Annotated in this window: 5 protein-coding genes and 1 pseudogene; 4 read left to right on the top strand and 2 right to left on the bottom strand. The window is 73.2% G+C overall.

Features of this window, described 5'->3' with window-relative positions:
* Window positions 1–18: 18 nt before the first annotated feature.
* Window positions 19–1,986, bottom strand: a complete 1,968-nt coding sequence (locus ACGFN2_RS21610) for a sensor histidine kinase (protein WP_393362764.1) — start codon at window positions 1,984–1,986, stop codon at window positions 19–21.
* 187 nt (window positions 1,987–2,173) lie between these two features.
* Between ACGFN2_RS21610 and ACGFN2_RS21605 the strand changes: the two genes are divergently transcribed.
* Genes ACGFN2_RS21605 through ACGFN2_RS21595 form a run of 3 tightly spaced genes read left to right on the top strand, consistent with a single transcriptional unit; the run spans window position 2,174 to window position 4,185 of the window.
* Entirely contained in the window at window positions 2,174–3,157 is a 984-nt protein-coding gene (locus ACGFN2_RS21605) for an ABC transporter ATP-binding protein (RefSeq protein WP_393362761.1), read from the top strand.
* Window positions 3,154–3,993: an ABC transporter permease gene (locus ACGFN2_RS21600; protein ID WP_393362758.1), complete on the top strand. Its 840-nt coding sequence runs from the start codon at window positions 3,154–3,156 to the stop codon at window positions 3,991–3,993. Before ACGFN2_RS21605 ends, ACGFN2_RS21600 begins: the two co-directional genes overlap by 4 nt.
* A 60-nt stretch (window positions 3,994–4,053) precedes the next feature.
* The gene (locus ACGFN2_RS21595) at window positions 4,054–4,185 is read left to right on the top strand and encodes a hypothetical protein (RefSeq protein ID WP_393362755.1); all 132 of its coding nucleotides are present in this window, start codon (window positions 4,054–4,056) and stop codon (window positions 4,183–4,185) included.
* 82 nt (window positions 4,186–4,267) lie between these two features.
* Here ACGFN2_RS21595 and ACGFN2_RS21590 read toward each other — a convergent pair whose 3' ends face one another.
* Window positions 4,268–5,431, bottom strand: a complete 1,164-nt coding sequence (locus tag ACGFN2_RS21590) for a macrolide family glycosyltransferase (RefSeq protein WP_393362752.1) — start codon at window positions 5,429–5,431, stop codon at window positions 4,268–4,270.
* Window positions 5,432–5,827: 396 nt separating this feature from the next.
* Between ACGFN2_RS21590 and ACGFN2_RS21585 the strand changes: the two are divergent.
* Window positions 5,828–18,940, top strand: a pseudogene (locus ACGFN2_RS21585) (SDR family NAD(P)-dependent oxidoreductase); the annotation flags it as partial.
* Window positions 18,941–19,000 lie beyond the last annotated feature (60 nt).

Below are 19,000 nucleotides of genomic sequence, written 5' to 3'. Positions count from 1 at the left end.
ACAACCCTAACAGCCCGGTCACGGCCCGGGACGCTGCCGCATCGGCAGTGCGAACTCCACCCGGGTCGGTCCGCCCGGGGGGCTGTCCACCGTCAACACGCCGTCGAAGGGCGCCAGTCGGGCACGCAGCCCGCTCAGTCCGCTGCCTGCCACCGGATCCGCACCACCGCACCCGTCGTCGCAGACCGCGCCGGTGAGCTGCCCGTCGTCCACCCACAGCTCCACTCGGACACGCCGTGCCCGGGCGTGCTTGGTGACGTTCGCGAGCAGTTCACCGACCGTGAAGTACACCGCCGACTCGATCGCCGGGTCCGCACGGTCCGACAGCCCGACGACCGTCTCCGTCTCCAGCGGCACGTCGAGCGCCAGCGCACGCACGGCGTCCGCCAGGCCGCGTTCGGCCAGTACCGGCGGATGGATGCCGCGTACCAGCTGCCGCAGTTCCCGGAGCCCCTTGGCCAGGCCCTCGCGTGCCTCCGAGACCAGCCGCCTGGCCTCCTCGGGGTTCTCCTCGATCAGGTAGCCCACCGAGTCCAGCTTCATGCCGACCGCCACCCAGCTGGCCTGCGCCCCGTCGTGCAGGTCGCGCTCGATCCGGCGCAGCACCGCGGCCTGGGCGTCCGTCGTCTCGTCCCGCTGCTCGCGCAGCGCGCCGACCTGCTGCGCGAGCAGCGCCGCCGGTGTCGGGGCGAGCAGCAGACGGCTCCAACGGGCGTGCAGCGCCAGCAGCCGGGGCGCCGCGGCGAGTCCGGCGAGTGTGCCCGCCACACCCAGCAGCGGCCCCACGGCCGTGGGTAGCGGCTCAAGCAGGGGCAGCGCGCCGGTCAGCAGATTCCAGGGGCCCGCTGGGTCGTACGGGATCCACGGCCCCAGCGGCAGTACCCACAACCAGGGCCACGCCAGCCCCAGGAAGCCATAGCCCACCAGGGCCGCGACCAGTGCGGCCGGGACGAGGGAGGCCAACGGCTCGCACAGCAGCCACACCAGATCGCGCCAGGTGGTGGCCGACCGCACCGCCCAGGCGTAGCGGCGCAGCCGCGCCACCGGGCGTGGTGAGCGGTACAGCGTCCGCCCGGCCCGGTACATGCCGTCCGCGCGGGGCTCGGGTGGCAGTGGCGGCGGCGTGTAGGGGGAGGCGATGTCCACGCCCGTCCAGACCCCCGTCTGCCGCCGCCGCATGCCGACGAAGGTCCGGCTCGGCCGCAGGTAGGCCGCGAGCGGCCAGCCAAGACCCGGCACCAGGCAGAGCAACGTGCCCACCGCGAGCAGCAGCGCCACCACCGACAACAGGCCTGCGGCCAGCAGCCGCAGCACCGCTCGGGCGTGCCGTGCCGCCACCCGCCACAGTTGCGTCGGCCACCGCCGGTGTGCCGCGGTGGCGCGGGGGCCCAGGAGCGACCGGGTCCAGCGGCCGTGCGCCGCCAACAGGGCCGGACCGCACACCGGCCCGACTACCAGGGCCGCCAGTCCGGCCAGGATCCCCGCCGGGGAGGACGCGCCCGCCCCGAGTGCCGAAAGCACGGCACCGGCGGCCAACAGCGCGGCCGGGACCAGAACGGTGACGGCCGACACCAGCGGGTTGAGCGCGAGCCACAGGGCGTCCCTATGGGTCGCCGGATCGTGCGCGAGCCACTCCACCCGACGCTGGTACGCCGGGAGCCGCGGCGAGCGGTAGAGCTGGTTGCCGACCCGGTAGCGGCCCTCGGAGTCGGGGCGGGGAGGGTCGGGGGCCGGCCGGTACGGCGGCGCGAGGGGTTCGGTGGCGCACCAGGAGGAGGCGAGCCGACGGGCCAGGTTCGGTACGCGACGCAGTGCGACCGTCGGCCGTATCAGACCGCACAGCGCCGTCAGGAACGACAGGGCGAGCACCAGTGGGCAGACCGCGGACAGGGCCGACAGGGCCAGGCCGCGCGGCGGTGCGAGCGCCAGCGCCCGGGCCCGCCCGCCCGCCGTCACCGTCCCACCGGCCCTGGGTTCCTGCGCCACCGGCCAACCACCGATCGTCGAGCTGTCCCTTCCGCCCGTTTACGTTACCCGCAGGGCCCCGCCGGACCGTCACCGCAACCGGCGCTCGTGGCCACCCCCTACGGCCGTGGCGCACCCCCTAGCTCGGCGGTGGCTCCCCCCAGACTTCCCCGGCGCGTCTGTACGTGGCGAAACAGCCACTCCTAGGGTGAGTGCCGTGAATGCAGCCGTGACTGTCGCAGATCTCGTGAAGGAATATCCGAACGGTCTCGCGCCCGCAGTGGACGGCCTGAGCTTTTCCGTGCCGCACGGAGAGGTCTTCGGACTGCTTGGACCGAACGGGGCGGGAAAGACCACCACCATCGGCGTCTTGACCACCCGGGTCCTGCCCACCTCGGGCACCGCCCGGGTCGGCGGGATCGACGTGGTCGCCCGTCCGGCCCGCGCGCGCCGGGCACTGGCCGTGGTGCCGCAACGCAACAACCTGGACCGGTCGCTGACGGTCCGACAGAATCTCCTGTTCCATGCCGCCTACCACGGCTTCCGTCCCGCGGAACGGAAGAAGACCGCGGACCGGCTGCTGGAGCGCATGGGCCTCGGGGACTTTGCCGACGCCCGCGTCGACTTCATGTCCGGCGGCCAGGCCCAGCGGGTGATGATCGCCCGCGCGCTCATGCACCGGCCCTCCGTCCTCTTCCTCGACGAGCCCGCCACCGGACTCGATCCGCAGGCACGGCTGTTCGTGCACGAGCGCATCGCCGAACTGCGCGAGGACGGCGTGACCGTGGTGATCACCACGCACGACATGGACGAGGCGGAGAAGCTGTGCGACCGCGTCGGCGTCGTCGACCACGGCAGGCTCATCGCCCTCGACGCCCCCGAAACCCTCACTCGTGGCCTGCCGGGCCACACCACCCTCACCGTCACCCTCATGCTCACCGGCGCGAGCGCCGAGGACGTCACTCTCACGCTCTGTGGCGTCGACGGTGTCGAACGGGTCGAACGCCTTCCATCGGATCCCGCGCGTACGGACGAGCAGTTCCGCCTCTATACGTCCCTCGACCCGGCCGCCGTGCTGCCCCATGTCATCAAGATGCTCGAAGGTGTCCAGTGCCGGCTGAGCGACCTGGCCATCGGCAAACCGAGCTTGGAGGACGTGTTCATCCACCTCACCGGCCGGGAGCTCCGTTGACCACGACCATGGAAGTGAAGCAGGCCCACGGCGCCGGGCCGGGCGGCACCGATGCGCGCACGCCCGGCCCCATGCGGGTCTTCCTCGCCGTACTGGGCCGCGACGTCTTCGTGACCGGCCGAGAGCTGCCCTCGTTCCTCGCCCAGGTGGTGCTCCAGCCGCTGTTCACGGTCTTCATCCTGGGCAAGGTCCTGGGCGATCTCGGATACGTGGGCGGCGAGTTCAAGGACGTGCTGCTGCCCGGCGTGGTCGCACTCGCCGGGTTCACCGGAGCCCTGCAGAACACCACGCTGCCGCTCGTCCTCGACTTCTCGTACACCCGGGAGATCGAGGACCGGCTCCTGTCGCCGATGCGCCTGGAACTCGTCGCCGTCGAGAAGGTCGTCTTCGGCGCCGCCCGCGGGCTGTTCTCGGCCGTTCTCATGATCCCGATAGGCATGCTCGTCATGGGCGGTGTCTCGTGGCCGTGGAGCGCGCTGCCGGGACTGCTCGGCGTGCTCGTGCTCGGATCGCTGGTGGGCGCGGCGCTCGGCATGACGCTGGGCACCTTCGTGCCGCCGCGGCGCATCGAGATCGTGTTCGCGGTGACGCTGACGCCTCTGATGTTCACCGGAGCCACCCAGTTCCCGTGGCTCGGCCTGAGCGACCTGCGATGGTTTCAGGTCATCTGCGCGGCCAACCCGCTCACTTACTTCAGTGAGGCCCTGCGCGCTCTGCTCCTCGACGGCAGCGTCGAGTCACTGCCATTGTGGCTCTCGCTGACGGTTCTGGTGGCGGCGCTCCTGGGCTTCGGGCTGGCCGGCATCAAGGGATTCATGAACCGTGCGCTCGACTGACCGGCTGATCCGAGCGACTCGGCGGACACCGACAAAGAAAGGTACGACTACATCGTGAACGTGCGCCATCTTGGGTGGATCGGACTCCTGGGGCTCCTCGGCCTCCTGGGCTTCTCCAACGCCTGGTTCTTCGCCTTCTGTCTCTTCTTCCTCTTCTTCCTCTTCTTCCTGGCCAAGCCCGAACCGGCCTGACCACCCACAGGGCACAAGCAAGGGGCCCGGTTCCGCCGAGACGGAACCAGGCCCCTTGGTCACGTGCCCGTCCGGGCCGCGCTCACAGCCGCCCCTCGATGGCGTCCGCCGCCCGCACCGCACCCCCCGCCCCGCGTACGACGTCGCGCATCTTCTCCAGGCGTGCGGCCATGCCGGTGTCCGAGGCCAGTGCGAGTACCGCATCGCGTAGGGATTCGCCGGTCGCCGTCGACAGGTCCTGACGGCGCGCCAGCTCCAGTTCCACCAGCCGCCGGGCGTTCACTTCCTGCTCGGGCGTCGACGGCACCACGACCATCGGCGTTCCGCAGTACAGGGCCTCCATGGCACTGCCCATCCCGCCCTGCGTGACGAACGCCGACGCGTTCCGCAGCACCGCCGGATGCGGTACCCATCGATGGGCCGTGACGTTCGGCGGCAGCGGTCCCAGCGCTGCCGGATCGCCGCGCCGGCCCAGCGTCATCACCACGTTCCACGGCACGTCGCCGAAGGCCTGTGCGCACATCCGGAAGAAATCGGGGCTGTCGTTGAAGGACGTACCCAGCGAAATGAGGACCAGCGGTTTCCCGTCGGACGGGAATTCCCACTCCGTGTCGAATGCCCGGCTGCCGATGCAGGGACCCGAGAAGACGAACCGGTCGTCGAACGTCTCGCCCCTGATCTGGATTTCCCGGGGCAGGAACGCAACGTTCGTCTCCTCGATCTCCGCGAGGAAACGCCCCACGTCCACCGAGGCCATGCCGTGCTGTGCGAACAGGCCGACCAGGGTCATGAAGAACTCGCCCAGAGCGGGGTGGTTCGGGTTCACCGGGACCAGTTCCTCGGGCACTAGCGTGTCGAGCGAGAAATGCTCGTTGGCCGCGAGCGTGGGAAACGTCCGCACGGCAGGCAGTCCCCACTTGCGGGCCAGGATCCGCCCGGCCGCGAACATCGTCGTGTCGTACACGATCAGATCGGGCCGGTCGGCAGCCAGGGCCCGCTCCCCGCTCGCCAGGGCCAGCATGCCCTCGCGCAGGTACTTCAGCGGGACGCCTGCCAGTACGTCGCCGTCGACCACCGCGGCCGGCGGTTCGTCCGGCAGCGGTGACGCGTAAGGCACCACCCGCGCGCCGGTCTCCGCGACGAACGGCGCGTACGGTTCGGCCACCAGGTAGGTCACCCGGTGCCCACGCCGGACCAGTTCGGCGACCACCTCGAGGGTCGGCGTGATGTGTCCGAGTCCGGGCACATTGAAGAAAGCTATGTGTTTGTTCACGTGGCGGCCCTCTTATAAGGAACATCACTGGCCCTTGGAACACTAACAGTGCAAATGCGGCCAGCGTAGTCGGTGCTTTCTTTCGGCCTCCTTGTTCCGGCTCTTTTCGGGCGGGTCTCCAGTCTCTCTGGAGCGTTCTTCCATCGGATTCCCATAGGGGAGATCCAGGGGGTGGTAGGGGTTGGGGGGCAAGTCGCGCAAATCTAGCCTCGGCGCAGCGCTCCTCATGAAATACATCACCGGCATCGCCCGTGGCACGGGAGCGGAACGCAGGTGGAGAACGGGGACCACGTGGGGGCGACGATGCACGAGGGCGGCGCCGGCACGGCCGGCACGCGTCGAGGACCTGGGGAAGCCACCGGCCACGGCGAGGCCGTTGCCGTCGTTGGCCTTGCCTGCCGGCTGCCAGGAAGCCCCGATCCCGCGGCGTTCTGGCGCCTGTTGAGCGACGGCCGCGACGCCGTCGGCGACGCCCCGCACAGCCGGGGCGACACCACTGGACGCCCCGGCGGCCACCTCGATGACGTGACCGGCTTCGACCCGGCCTTCTTCGGGATCTCTCCGCGCGAGGCCCACGCCATGGACCCCCAGCAGCGGCTCGTGCTCGAACTCGCCTGGGAATCCCTTGAGGACGCCGGACTCACCGCTCCCGCACTCCGGGGCCGGCGCGTCGGCGTCTTCGTCGGCGCCATGGCCGACGACTGGGCGGCCCTCACCGGCCCCACGGTCGCCTTGCCCACCCCGCACACACTCACCGGCCTCAACCGCGGCATGCTCGCCAACCGCGTCTCGTACGCGCTCGGACTGCGCGGCCCCAGCTTCACCGTCGACACCGCGCAGTCCTCCTCGCTCGTCGCCGTGCACCTCGCCTGCACCAGCCTGCGCAGCGGCGAATCCGCCGTCGCGCTCGCCGGCGGAGTCCACCTCAACCTCGCCCCCGCAGGCACCGAGACCGCAGCGGCCTTCGGCGCGCTGTCGCCCGACGGCCGCTGCCACACCTTCGACCACCGTGCGGACGGCTACGTACGGGGTGAAGGCGGTGCCACCGTCGTCCTCAAACGCCTGGGCGACGCCGTTGCCGACGGCGACCGGGTGCTCTGCGTCATCCGCGGTGGTGCCGTCAACAACGACGGCGGCGGCGACGCTCTGACCACACCGTCGGAGGAGGCACAGCGCGAACTCCTGCGTCTTGCCCACCAGGACGCGGGCGTCGACCCCGCCCACATCGACTACGTCGAACTCCACGGCACCGGCACCCGGGCCGGCGACCCCGTCGAAGCGGCCGCCCTCGGCGGTGTGCTCGGTGCCGCCCGTCCCGACGAACAGCCCCTGCCCGTCGGCTCGGTGAAGACCAACATCGGCCACCTGGAGGGAGCCGCGGGCATCGCGGGACTGGTCAAGACCGCACTGCTGCTGCACCACCGCCGCCTCGTCCCCAGCCTCAACTTCGAACGTGCCCACCCCGCCGTCCCCCTCGACACGCTGAACCTGCGCGTCCTCACCCGATCCGCGGGCTGGCCCGACACCGGCCGTCCCCCGCTCGCCGCCGTCAGTTCCTTCGGTATGGGCGGCACCAACTGCCACCTCGTCCTTGAGGGCGCTCCGCGCACCGCACCCGACGACGAGGCACGCGTCGCCCCGAATCGGGCGGCCACCATGGCGTTGCCCGTCACCGCCCGCTCCGCCGACGCCCTCGACGCCCAGGCCGAACGGCTCCACGACCACCTCCCCGACGCCTCGCTCGCCGACGTCGCCCACTCCCTGGCCACCACCAGAACCGTCTTCGAGCACCGCGCCGTCGTCCTCGCCGACGACCGCTCCGCCGCCCTGGACTCCCTGTGCACCCTGGCGCGAGGCGACTCCTCGCACACGGCCGTACGGGGCCTCGCGGGCACCGGAGGGCTCTGCCTCCTGATGCCAGGCCAAGGTAGCCAGCGAGCCGCGACGAGCCGCGAACTGTACGCGGAACAACCGGTGTTCACCCGCGCCTTCGACGAGGTCCTGGCCGCCCTCGAACCCCACCTCGACCATCCCGTCGACCGGATCCTGCACGCCGAACCCGGCACCGAGCAGGCCGCGCTCCTGGACCGCACCGGCCACACCCAGCCCGCCCTCTTCGCCTTCCAGACCGCTCTCGTACGGCTCTTCCAGCACTGGGGCGTGCGGCCCGACCTGCTGCTCGGCCACTCGGTCGGCGAACTCACCGCCGCCCACATCGCCGGGGTCCTCACCCTGCCGGACGCCGCCGCCCTCGTCGCCGCCCGCGGCCGGCTCATGGAGCAACTGCCCGAGGGCGGCGCCATGCTCGCCGTCGAAGCCACCGAGGATGAGGTCCTCCCCCTGCTCGGTCAGTACCAGGGCGCCCTGTGCGTCGCCGCCGTCAACGGACCCCGCGCCGTCGTCCTGTCCGGCGACTCGGGTGCCGTCCGTGACGCCGAGCGGTACTGGACCGCGGCGGGCCGCCGCACCAGCGCACTGCGCGTCAGCCACGCCTTCCACTCCGCACACATGGACCCGATGCTCGAGGAGTTCCGCGCGCACGCCGAGGGCATCCGCCACCACGCGCCGCGCATCCCGCTCGTCTCCAACCTCACCGGCCGCCTCGTGGACGGTACCGAGGACGGCCAGTGCCTCGACGCCGACTACTGGACCCGGCACGCCCGCGAGGCCGTCCGGTTCCACGACGGCGTGCGCAGCGCCCTCGACGCCGGGATCACGACCTTCCTCGAACTCGGCCCCGCCGCGGCCCTCGCCCCGATGGTCCACGACTGTGCGGCGGCGAGCGGCACCTCGGCGCACGACGTGCTCACGGTTCCCGCGCTGCGCTCCGGACGCCCGGAGAGCACCGTCGCGCTCACCGCCGCCGCCCGGCTGTTCGTACGGGGAGCGGACATCGACTGGAGCGCCGTTTCCGGGGGCGGGCGGCGCGTGCAGCTGCCGACGTACGCCTTCCAGCGGCGCCGCTATTGGCCGCAGGAGCCGGCCGACGGGCGGCCGCAGCGGGAGCCCGGCTCACCGGAGGCCGGCTCTTCTTCGGTGCCCGGCTCTCTGGAGCCCGGCTCTTCGGAGTTCGGCTCTTCGGATTCCGGGGAGGCCCATGCCGAGGGCGCCCCGCTCGGCCTCCGGGACGCACAGGCCGTGCTCACCCTGGCCCTGGCGGAGGCCGCCGACGTCCTGGAGTACGACGACCCGTCGGGCGTACAGCCCCACCGCACATTCCGCGACCTGGGCTTCGACTCCTTCATGGGCGTCGAACTGTGCACCCGGCTGGCCTCCGCCACCGGTCTCGAACTGCCGACCACCCTGCTCTTCGACCACCCGACCCCGCAGGCGCTCGCCGAGCACATCGCCGCCGAACAGAAGGACACCACCGCACCGGCACCGTCCGCCGTGTCCCGCGCCGGCATCGGGCACGGCGACGCCGCCGACGATCCGGTCGCCATCGTCGGCATGAGTGTGCGCTCCCCGGGCGGTGTCCGATCGCCCGAGGAGCTCTGGCAGTTGCTCACCGAGGGCGGGGACGCCGTCGGAGGGTTCCCCGAGGACCGAGGCTGGGACCTCGACGGGCTCTTCGCCCCCGAGGGCCGCCACACCTCCGCCACCCGCGCCGGCGGATTCCTGCACGAGGCGCCCTGGTTCGACGCCGAGCCCTTCGGTGTCTCCCCGCGCGAGGCGCTGGCCATGGACCCGCAGCAGCGCCTCCTCCTGGAGACGTCCTGGGAGGCCCTGGAACGGGCCGGCATCGCACCCTCGTCCCTGCGTGGCCATGACGCCGGCGTGTTCGTCGGGGTGATCCCGCAGGACTACGGGCCCCGGATGCACGAATCGTCCGACGAAGTCGGCGGATACGTCCTGACCGGTACCACGACCAGTGTCGCCTCGGGCCGGATCGCCTACACCTTCGGACTGCGGGGCCCCGCGCTCACCGTCGACACGGCCTGCTCGTCGTCGCTGGTCGCGCTCCATCTGGCCTGCCAATCCCTGCGCCGAGGCGAGAGCACGCTGGCGCTCGCGGGCGGCGTCACGGTGATGACCAACCCCGGAATGTTCGTGGAGTTCAGCCGCCAGGGCGGCCTCGCGACGGACGGCCGCTGCAAGCCGTTCGCCGCCGCCGCCGACGGAACCGGCTGGGCCGAGGGCGCGGGCATGCTGGTCCTGGAACGGCTCTCGGACGCCGTGCGCAACGGGCACGAGGTGCTGGCCGTGATCCGTGGCAGCGCGGTCAACCAGGACGGTGCCTCCAACGGCCTGACGGCGCCCAGCGGACCGGCGCAGCAGCGCCTGATCCAGGATGCCCTCGCCGCCGCGCGCCTGGCGCCCGCCGACGTGGACGCGGTCGAGGCGCACGGCACGGGCACCACGCTCGGGGACCCGATCGAGGCCCGCGCCCTCCTTGCCACCTACGGCCGAGGACGCCTCGAGGGGCGGCCGCTGTGGCTCGGCTCGATCAAGTCGAACATCGGCCACACGCAGGCCGCCGCCGGCGTCATCGGTGTCATCAAGATGGTCCAGGCCATGCGGCACGGCGTCCTGCCCAGGACCCTGCACGTGGACAAGCCGACGCCGCACGTCGACTGGTCGTCGGGTGCCGTCGAACTGCTGACTGAGCCCCGTCCGTGGCACGCCCAGGGGCGGCCGCGCCGGGCCGCCGTCTCATCGTTCGGCATCAGCGGCACGAACGCCCATGCAGTCATCGAGGAGGCGCCGCCTGCCACGGTGCCCGAGGCGAGCGAGGCGCTGCCCGTCGCGGACGGTCCCACCGTGCCGTGGATCCTGTCCGCCGAGTCGGACGCGTCGCTGCGGGCCCAGGCGGAACGGCTCGCCGCCTTCGTGCGGGACCGGGAGGTCCTGCGTCCACTGGACGTGGCCCTGTCCCTGGCGACGACTCGTTCGACGCTGCGTCAGCGCGCTGTGGTGGTGGGTTCGTCGCGGGATGAGCTGGTCGCCGGGCTGGGTGACGTGCGTGCGGCGGGGCCGGTGACGGGGGGCCGGCTGGGGTTGTTGTTTACGGGGCAGGGGGCTCAGCGGGCCGGTATGGGGCGGGAGTTGTATGCCGCGTATCCGGTCTTCGCGGAGGCCTTTGACGCGGTGTGCTCTCGTCTCGACGGTGGGCTGGGGCGGTCGCTGAAGGACGTGGTCTTCGACGGGGATGCTGTTCTGGACCGTACGCGGTTCACGCAGGCTGCTCTGTTCGCGGTCGAGGTTGCCCTGTACCGGCTTGTCGAGTCGTGGGGCGTACATGCGGACGCCCTCCTCGGCCATTCGGTGGGTGAGGTCGCCGCTGCGCACGTGGCCGGTGTGCTGGGCCTCGATGACGCGTGCGTGCTGGTTGCTGCTCGCGGACGCTTGATGGATGCCCTGCCGGAGGGCGGGGCCATGGTCGCGGTCGAGGCGGCTGAGGATGAGGTCCGTGCGGCTCTGGTCGAGGGTGTGTCGGTCGCGGCGGTGAATGGTCCGCGTGCGGTGGTGATCTCCGGCGATGAGGCTCCGGTGGAGCAGGTCGCCGCGGTACTCGCCGAACAGGGTGCGCGGGTCAAGCGGCTGTCGGTCAGTCACGCGTTCCACTCGGCTCGTATGGAGCCGATGCTGGAGGACTTCCGTACGGTCGCGGCCTCGCTGTCGTATGAGACCGCGCGTATCCCGGTCGTGTCGAACCTGACCGGTGGGGTCGCGGGTCCGGAGTTGTCCACTCCGGAGTACTGGGTGAGGCATGTTCGTGAGGCGGTGCGTTTCGCCGACGGCGTCCAGACTCTCCACGCCCAGGGCGTCACCCGGTTCGTCGAACTGGGCCCGGACGGTGTCCTGTCGGCCATGGCGCAGTCCACCCTCACCGACGCCGAGGACGCCCTCTTCGTTCCGGTCCTGCGCAAGGACCGCAACGAGGCGACGAACCTCGTCACCGCGCTCGGTCAACTCCACGCCCACGGCGGCACAGTGGACTGGTCGGCGTTCTTCGCCGGTACCGGCGCCCGCCGCGTCGCTCTCCCCACCTACGCCTTCCAGCACAGCCGCTACTGGCTCGCGTCCTCCCCATCGCCCGACGGCACTGCCGTGAACGGCAAGCGGTACCGCGTCTCCTGGACCCCCGTCGCCGAGCCCGCCGTCTCCACGGCCGGGCGGTGGCTCGTGGTGGTGCCCGCCGGACTCGCCTCCGAGGCCGCGCTGGCCGTACCCGGGGCGCTGGCGCACGGCGACGCGATCGTACGGGTCCTCGAGGTGGACGTGGCGGCCGGCCGCGCCGACCTGGCGGAGGCACTGCGGGCGGAGACCGCGGCGGGCGCCGTCGATGCAGTGGTGTCGCTGCTGGCGTTCCCCGGCACCGTCCCGGACGGCGGCGCCACGCTCACCGAAGGCGCGGCCCGGACCCTCGCCCTCGTCCAAGCGCTCGGTGACCTGGAGACCGACGCACCGCTGTTCCTGCTGACCTGCGGCGCCGTCGCCACCAGGCGCACCGAAGGCACGGACTGCCCCGAACAAGCCGCCGTCTGGGGCCTGGGGCTCGTCGCGCGCCTCGAATACCCGCTGGGCTGGGGCGGGCTCATCGACCTGCCCGAAACCCTGGACGAGGGTGCGGCACGCCGCCTGCGCGCCCTCGTCGCGGAAGCGGGACCGGAGGACCAGTGCGCCGTACGCACCTCCGGGATCTTCGCGCGACGACTCGTCCGAGTACCGGAGACCGCCACCGGCCCGGAGACCGCCACCGGCCCGGAGACCGTCACGGGCCCGGAGACCGCCACCAGTAACTCCACCGGGACCGTCCTCGTCACGGGCGGCACCGGCGCGCTGGGTTCCGAGGTCGCACGCAGCCTGGCCGCCAAGGGCGCGGACCGTCTGCTGCTGCTGAGCCGCCGGGGCGCGCAGGCACCCGGGGCCGCCGAACTCGCCGCGGAACTGGCCGAGTTCGGCACCCTGGTGACGTACGCGTCCTGTGACGTGGCGGACCGCGACGCCCTGCGCGGCGTGCTCGCGATGATACCGGCCGAACACCCGCTCACCGGCGTGTATCACGTCGCGGGCGTCGTCGACGACGGCACCATGGCGACCATTACCCCCGAGCGGTTCCGTGCCGTGGCACGGGCCAAGGCCGACGCCGCGCACCACCTGCACGAACTGACACGGGACCTGCCGCTCACCGCCTTCGTGCTGTTCTCCTCCGTCATGGGCGTCACCGGCAACCCCGGCCAGGGCGGCTACGCCGCGGCCAACGCCTACCTCGACGCCCTGGCGGCCCACCGCCGCGCCGCCGGTCTGCCCGCCACGGCCCTGGCCTGGGGGCCGTGGTCCGGCGACGGCATGGCCGCCGAGGGTGACGTCGGCGAACGGCTCCTCAGCCGGGGGCTGGCCCCGCTCGACGCCCAGGAGTGCCTGGCGGCGATGCACGACGCGGTCGGCCGCGGCGAGACCGCGGTGACCTTCGCCGACGTGCGCTGGGACCGGTTCGCGGACATGGTCCGCGGCACCCGCCCCAACCGGCTCCTCGACGAGGTGGCCGCCCCGGTCCCGGCGCCCCGCGACAGCGGGGCCGGCACCACGGACGGGTCCCGCCCGTCCGCCCTCACGGACGCCCCGGCCGCCGAACGCGAGCGGATCGCGCTGCACCTCGTGCGCGACCTCGCCGCCGCGGTCCTCGGCCACCGCTCGGCCGACTCCGTGCGGGCCGCCGTGCCCTTCCGCGAGCAGGGATTCGACTCCCTCGCCTCCGTCCAGCTGCGCAACCGCCTCTCCGCGGACACCGGGCAGCGCCTGGCTGTCGGCGTCCTGTTCGACCACCCCACGCCGAAGGCGCTTGCCCGCCACCTGTGCGCGCTCACCGCGCCCGCGGACGGGCACGCCACCTCCGACGCGACCGCCCGCGACGACACGCACACCCCGGACACCATGACCGACGATCCGATCGCGATCGTCGCCATGGCCTGCCGCTACCCGGGCGGAGCCGGGACGCCCGAGGAGCTGTGGGAACTCGTCCACGAGGCCCGCGACGCCATCTCCGGCTTCCCCACGGACCGCGGCTGGGACCTCGCGGCCCTCTCCCACCCCGACCGGGACCGCCCCGGCGTCTCCGCCGTGCACAGCGGAGGATTCCTTTACGGGGCCGGTGACTTCGACCCGGCCTTCTTCGGGGTCGCGCCCCGCGAGGCCGCCGCCATGGACCCCCAGCAGCGCCTCCTGCTGGAGATCGCCTGGGAGACGCTGGAGCGTGCCGGCATCGACCCGGGCACCCTGCGCGGCACGGACTCCGGCGTCTTCGTCGGGGCCTCCCACCAGGACTACGGGCCGCGGCTGCACGACGCCCCCGAGGACGTCGCCGGATACGTGCTCACCGGCAGCGCGGGCAGCGTCCTGTCCGGGCGGATCGCCTACACCTTCGGCTTCGAGGGCCCCGCCCTGACCATCGACACGGCCTGCTCGTCGTCGTTGGTCGCGCTCCACTCCGCCGTACGCTCCCTGCGCTCGGGCGAATGCGGTCTGGCCCTGGCGGGCGGGGTGAACGTGATGGCGACGCCCGGGGTGTTCGTCGAGTTCAGCCGCCAGCAGGGCCTCGCCCCCGACGGCCGTGTGAAGGCCTTCGCCGCGGGCGCCGACGGCACCGCCTGGGCCGAGGGCGCGGGCCTCCTGCTGCTGGAGCGGCTCTCCGACGCCCGCCGCAAGGGCCACCCGGTCGTCGCCGTGCTGCGTGGCAGCGCCGTCAACCAGGACGGTGCCTCCAACGGCCTCACCGCGCCCAACGGCCCCTCCCAACAGCGAGTCATCCGCCAGGCCCTGCACGACGCGCGACTGCGGCCCGGCGACATCGACGCCGTCGAGGCGCACGGCACCGGCACCGCGCTCGGCGACCCCATCGAGGCCGAGGCGTTGCTCGCCACGTATGGGCAGCGCCCATCCGAACGGCCCCTGCTGCTGGGCTCCATCAAGACGAACATCGGCCATGCGCAGGCAGCCGCCGGTGTCGGCGGTGTCATCAAGATGATCGAGGCCATGCGGCACGGCGTCCTCCCGCCGACCCTGCACGTCGACGAGCCCAACCCGCAGGTCGACTGGGCGTCCGGCGCGGTCCGGCTGCTGACCGAGGCGGCCGACTGGCCGGACACCCCGGGCCGGCCCCGCCGCGCGGCGGTGTCCTCCTTCGGCATCAGCGGCACCAACGCGCACGTCATCCTCGAACAGGCGCCCGCCGAGGGCCCCGTCGAGGCGCCGGACGCGGGATCCGCATCGGCCCCGGGACCCGTACCGGCCCACCCGCGGGCATCCACGCGGCTCGTCGCCTGGCCGCTCACCGCCAAGACCGGGGCCGCGCTGCGGCACCGCGCCGCCGACCTCCACGCCTGGCTCGCCGGCGAAGGACGCGGACTCCCTGTCACCGGCGTCGGCCACGCCCTGGCCACCACCCGCGCCTCCTTCGACCAGCGCGCCGTCGTCCTCGGCCGCGGCCACGACGACTTCGCCGCGGCCCTCGCCGCCCTCGCCCGGGGCGAGAACGGACCGGACACTGTCCGCGGACGGGCCGCCGAGAACGGGCTCGCCGTCCTCTTCCCCGGCCAGGGCAGCCAGCGAACGGGCGCGGGCCGCGGCCTGTACGCGGACCAGCCGGCCTTCGCCGAGGCACTCGACGCGGTGACCGCCGAACTCGACCCGCATCTGGAACGGCCCGTACGCGAGGTGCTCTGGGCCGCCGACGGCACGGTCGAGGCGGAACTCCTCGACCGGACCGACTACACGCAGAGCGCCCTGTTCGCCCTCGAAGTCGCCCTGTTCCGGCTCGTCGAGACGTACGGCATCCGGCCCGGCCTGCTGCTCGGCCACTCCGTGGGCGAGCTGGCCGCCGCCCACGTGGCCGGCGTGCTCCCGCTTGCCGACGCCTGCACCCTGGTCGCCGCCCGCGGCAGGCTCATGCGGTCCGTGCCCGGCGACGGCGCCATGCTCGCCGTGGAGGCCACCGAGGACGAGGTCGCCCCGCTCGTCGCCGAGGATCCCGCACGCATCTCCATCGCCGCGCTCAACGGACCACGCGCCACCGTCGTCTCCGGCCACCGCGAGGCCGTCGAAGCGCAGGCCGCGCACTGGGCGGCCCAGGGGCGCCGCATCCGCAGGCTCCGCGTCTCGCACGCGTTCCACTCGCCGCACATGGACGCCATGCTCGACGAGTTCCGCGACGTCACCCGTGGCCTCCGGTTCGCCGAGCCCCGCATCCCTCTCGTCTCCAACGTCACCGGCGGCCTCGCCGACCCCGAGCGGCTGCGCTCCCCGGAGTACTGGGTGGAGCACGCCCGTGCCGCCGTGCGCTTCCAGGACGGCGTACGCACCGCCCTGCGCCACGGCATGGGAACGTTCCTCGAACTCGGCGCGGGCGGCGTCCTGACCGCCGTAGCCCAGGACTGCGTACCCGACGAGGGCGGCACCGCCGCGTCCGTCTTCGTGCCCGCCCTCACCGGCACCGCCGACGAGAGCGACAGTTTCACCAAGGCCCTCGCCACCCTCCACGTCCACGGCCACGCCGCCGCGCCCGACGCGCTTTACGGCCCCGGCCCGCATCCCCGCCCCGACCTGCCCACCTACCCCTTCGAGCGGACCCGCCACTGGCTCGCGACCGCACCGGCTGGCAAGCCCGCCGCAGAAGAACAGGGCACCGGACACCCGCTGTTCGGCGCGGCCGTCCGGCTCGCCGACGGCGACGGACTCCTGCTCACCGGCCGCCTCGGCACGGCGGACCACGCCTGGCCGGCCGACCACCGCGTCGCCGGCCGGATCGTTCTGCCCGGCACCGCCCTGCTCGAAGCCGTCCTCCACGCCGCGAGCCGGGTGGGCTGCGTGCACGTCGACGAACTCACCTTTGAGACCCCCCTCGTCCTGCCCGAATCGGACACCGAGTCCCTGTGCCTCCAGCTGACCGTCGGGGCCCCCGTAGAGGACGGACAGCGGACCGTCGCTGTCCACTCGCGCCCCCAGAGCGCCACCGACTGGACCCGCCACGCCGTCGGCCTCGTCGGCCCGGCCGGCAGGACCGCCCCCCAGAACGCTGACGCGGACACCCCCGCCGCCGTACCGCCCGCCGACGCCCAACCCCTCGACCTCACCGAGCTGTACGAACGCTTCACCAGCAACGGCCTCGACTACGGCCCCGCCTTCCGCGGCCTGCACGCGGCCTGGCGGCACGGCGACACCCTCTACGCCGAAGTCCGCGCCGACGCCGTGCCGACGGCCCAGGACAGCGGCACCGACGGCTTCGCCGCCCACCCCGCCCTCCTCGACGCCGCCCTGCACCCGGTCGGCTTCGGCACGCTGGAGGGCGACACCGGACAGGGCCTGCTGCCGTTCTCCTTCACCGGAGTCAGCCTCCACGCCCACCACGCCACCCACCTGCACGTACGCATCGAGCCGGCGGGCCCGGCCACCGTGTCCGTACACGCCACCGACAGCGCCGGTCAGCCCGTCGTCACCATCGACGCACTGGCCCTGCGCCCCCTGTCCGCCGACGTCGTCCGCGCCGCCGACCGCAGCCCGGGACACCACAACCTCCACCACGTCGCCTGGACCCCGCTGCCGCAACGGCAGGCCACCGCCACCACGAGGCGCGCCGTCGTCGTCGGCGCCCCCCTCGCGGCCCTCGACGCTCCCGCCCACCCCAACCTGAGCGCCCTGCTCGACGCCACCTCCGACGCGGCGACGCCCCTGCCCGACACCCTCGTCGCGCACTTCCCGCCCACCGCGCCCGAGGACACCGACAGCGCCGCCCTGCACCGCACGGCCGCCGCCGGACTGGCCCTCGTCCAGGAGTTCCTGGCACACGACGCTCTCGACACGGCCCGCCTCGTCGTCCTCACCCGCGGCGCCCTCGCCACCACCCCCGGCGAACCCGTCACCGACCTGACCGGCGCCGCCCTGTGGGGCCTGCTGCGATCGGCCCAGACCGAACATCCCGGCCGCCTCGTCCTCGCCGACGTCCCCGCCGACCACGACCTCGCCGTACTGCCCGCGGCCGCCCCCGACGAACCGCAGTTCGCCCTCCGCCGGGGCACCGTCCTCGTACCCCGCCTCACCAAGGCACCCGCCACCACCGGCCTGCCGCACCGCCCCCTCGACCCCGAAGGGACCGTCCTCGTCACCGGCGCCAGTGGCACCCTCGGCGGGCTCTTCGCCCGCCACCTGGCGACCGCGCACGGCGCCCGCCGACTGCTGCTCGTCAGCCGCAGGGGCGCCGCCGCACCGGGCAGCGACACCCTGCGCGCCGACCTCGAACAGCTCGGCGCCCACGTGGAGTTCGCCGCCGGAGACGCCGCCAATCGCCACTGGCTCGCCTCCCTCCTGGCCGCCGTACCCCCCGCCCACCCGCTCACCGCCGTCGTGCACGCCGCGGGCGCCCTCGACGACGGCGTCCTGGCCGCACTCACCCCCGAGCGTCTTGAGACCGTCCTGCGGCCCAAGGCCGAGGCCGCCCTGCACCTGCACACCCTCACCCGGGGCCAGGACCTCGCCGCCTTCGTCCTGTTCTCCGCCGCCGCCGGAACGCTCGGCACCGCCGGGCAGGCCGGCTACGCGGCCGGAAACGTCTTCGTCGACGCCCTCGCCCAGCACCGCCGCGCCCAGAACCTGCCCGCGCTCTCCCTCGCCTGGGGACTGTGGGCCGACCGCAGCACCATGACCGCCCACCTCGACGACGGCGCCGTGGCACGCCTCGCCCGGCTCGGCATCCGCCCCCTCGACACCGAGGACGGCCTCGCCCTCTTCGACGCCGCGCTCGCCGCAGGCCCCGACACCGACCCCGTCCATGTGCCCGCCGCACTCGACATGGCCGCGCTGCGCGCCGTCGACGGCCCGCCTCCTGCCCTGCTCAGCGCCCTGGCCCCCGCGCCGCCGCGCCGCGCCGCCGCACCGGCCCCCGCCGCCGCCCCGACCGCGGAGACCTACACCGACCGCCTGGCACGCCTGTCCGGCACGGAACGCGACCAGGAGCTGAGCGTCCTCGTGCGCACCCACGTCGCCGAGGTCCTCGGCCACCCCGACGCCACGGCGGTCGACCCGGAGACCGCCTTCAAGGAGACCGGGTTCGACTCCTTGGCCTCCGTGGAACTGCGCAACAGGCTCAACGGCGCGACCGGACTGCGCCTGCCCACCACCCTTGTCTTCGACTTCCCCACCCCCGAACTCCTCGCCCGCCACCTCGGCGAACGCCTGCCCGGCGGCGACGGCCCCGGAACACCGGCCGCAGCGCACGGGACGACGACGGCGACGGCCCTCACGGCAGGGGAGTTCGACGAGCTGTGGACGCGGCTCTCCGCCGCCAGGACCTCCGACACCGAGTGGCCCAGGGTCCAGGAGCAGCTGCGCGCCGTTCTCCTGGGCGCGAGCCCCGCCACCGGTCCGTACGCGCACGGCCGCCCCGACGGCCCCGATGGCCCCGACAAGTCCGCCGTCTCCGACGACGACATCGAGACCGTCACGGACGACGAACTCTTCGACCTGATCGACAAGGAATTCGGCGACTGATGGAACGCATCGTCCCCGCACCCCGAACAGTCCCGAACCCCCGAACAGCCCGCGGCAGGT

The organism is Streptomyces sp. NPDC048612, from assembly GCF_043199295.1.
GTDB lineage: Bacteria > Actinomycetota > Actinomycetes > Streptomycetales > Streptomycetaceae > Streptomyces.
Note: the sequence above shows the minus strand (reverse complement) of the source record. Positions and strands in the feature narration are given on the sequence as shown.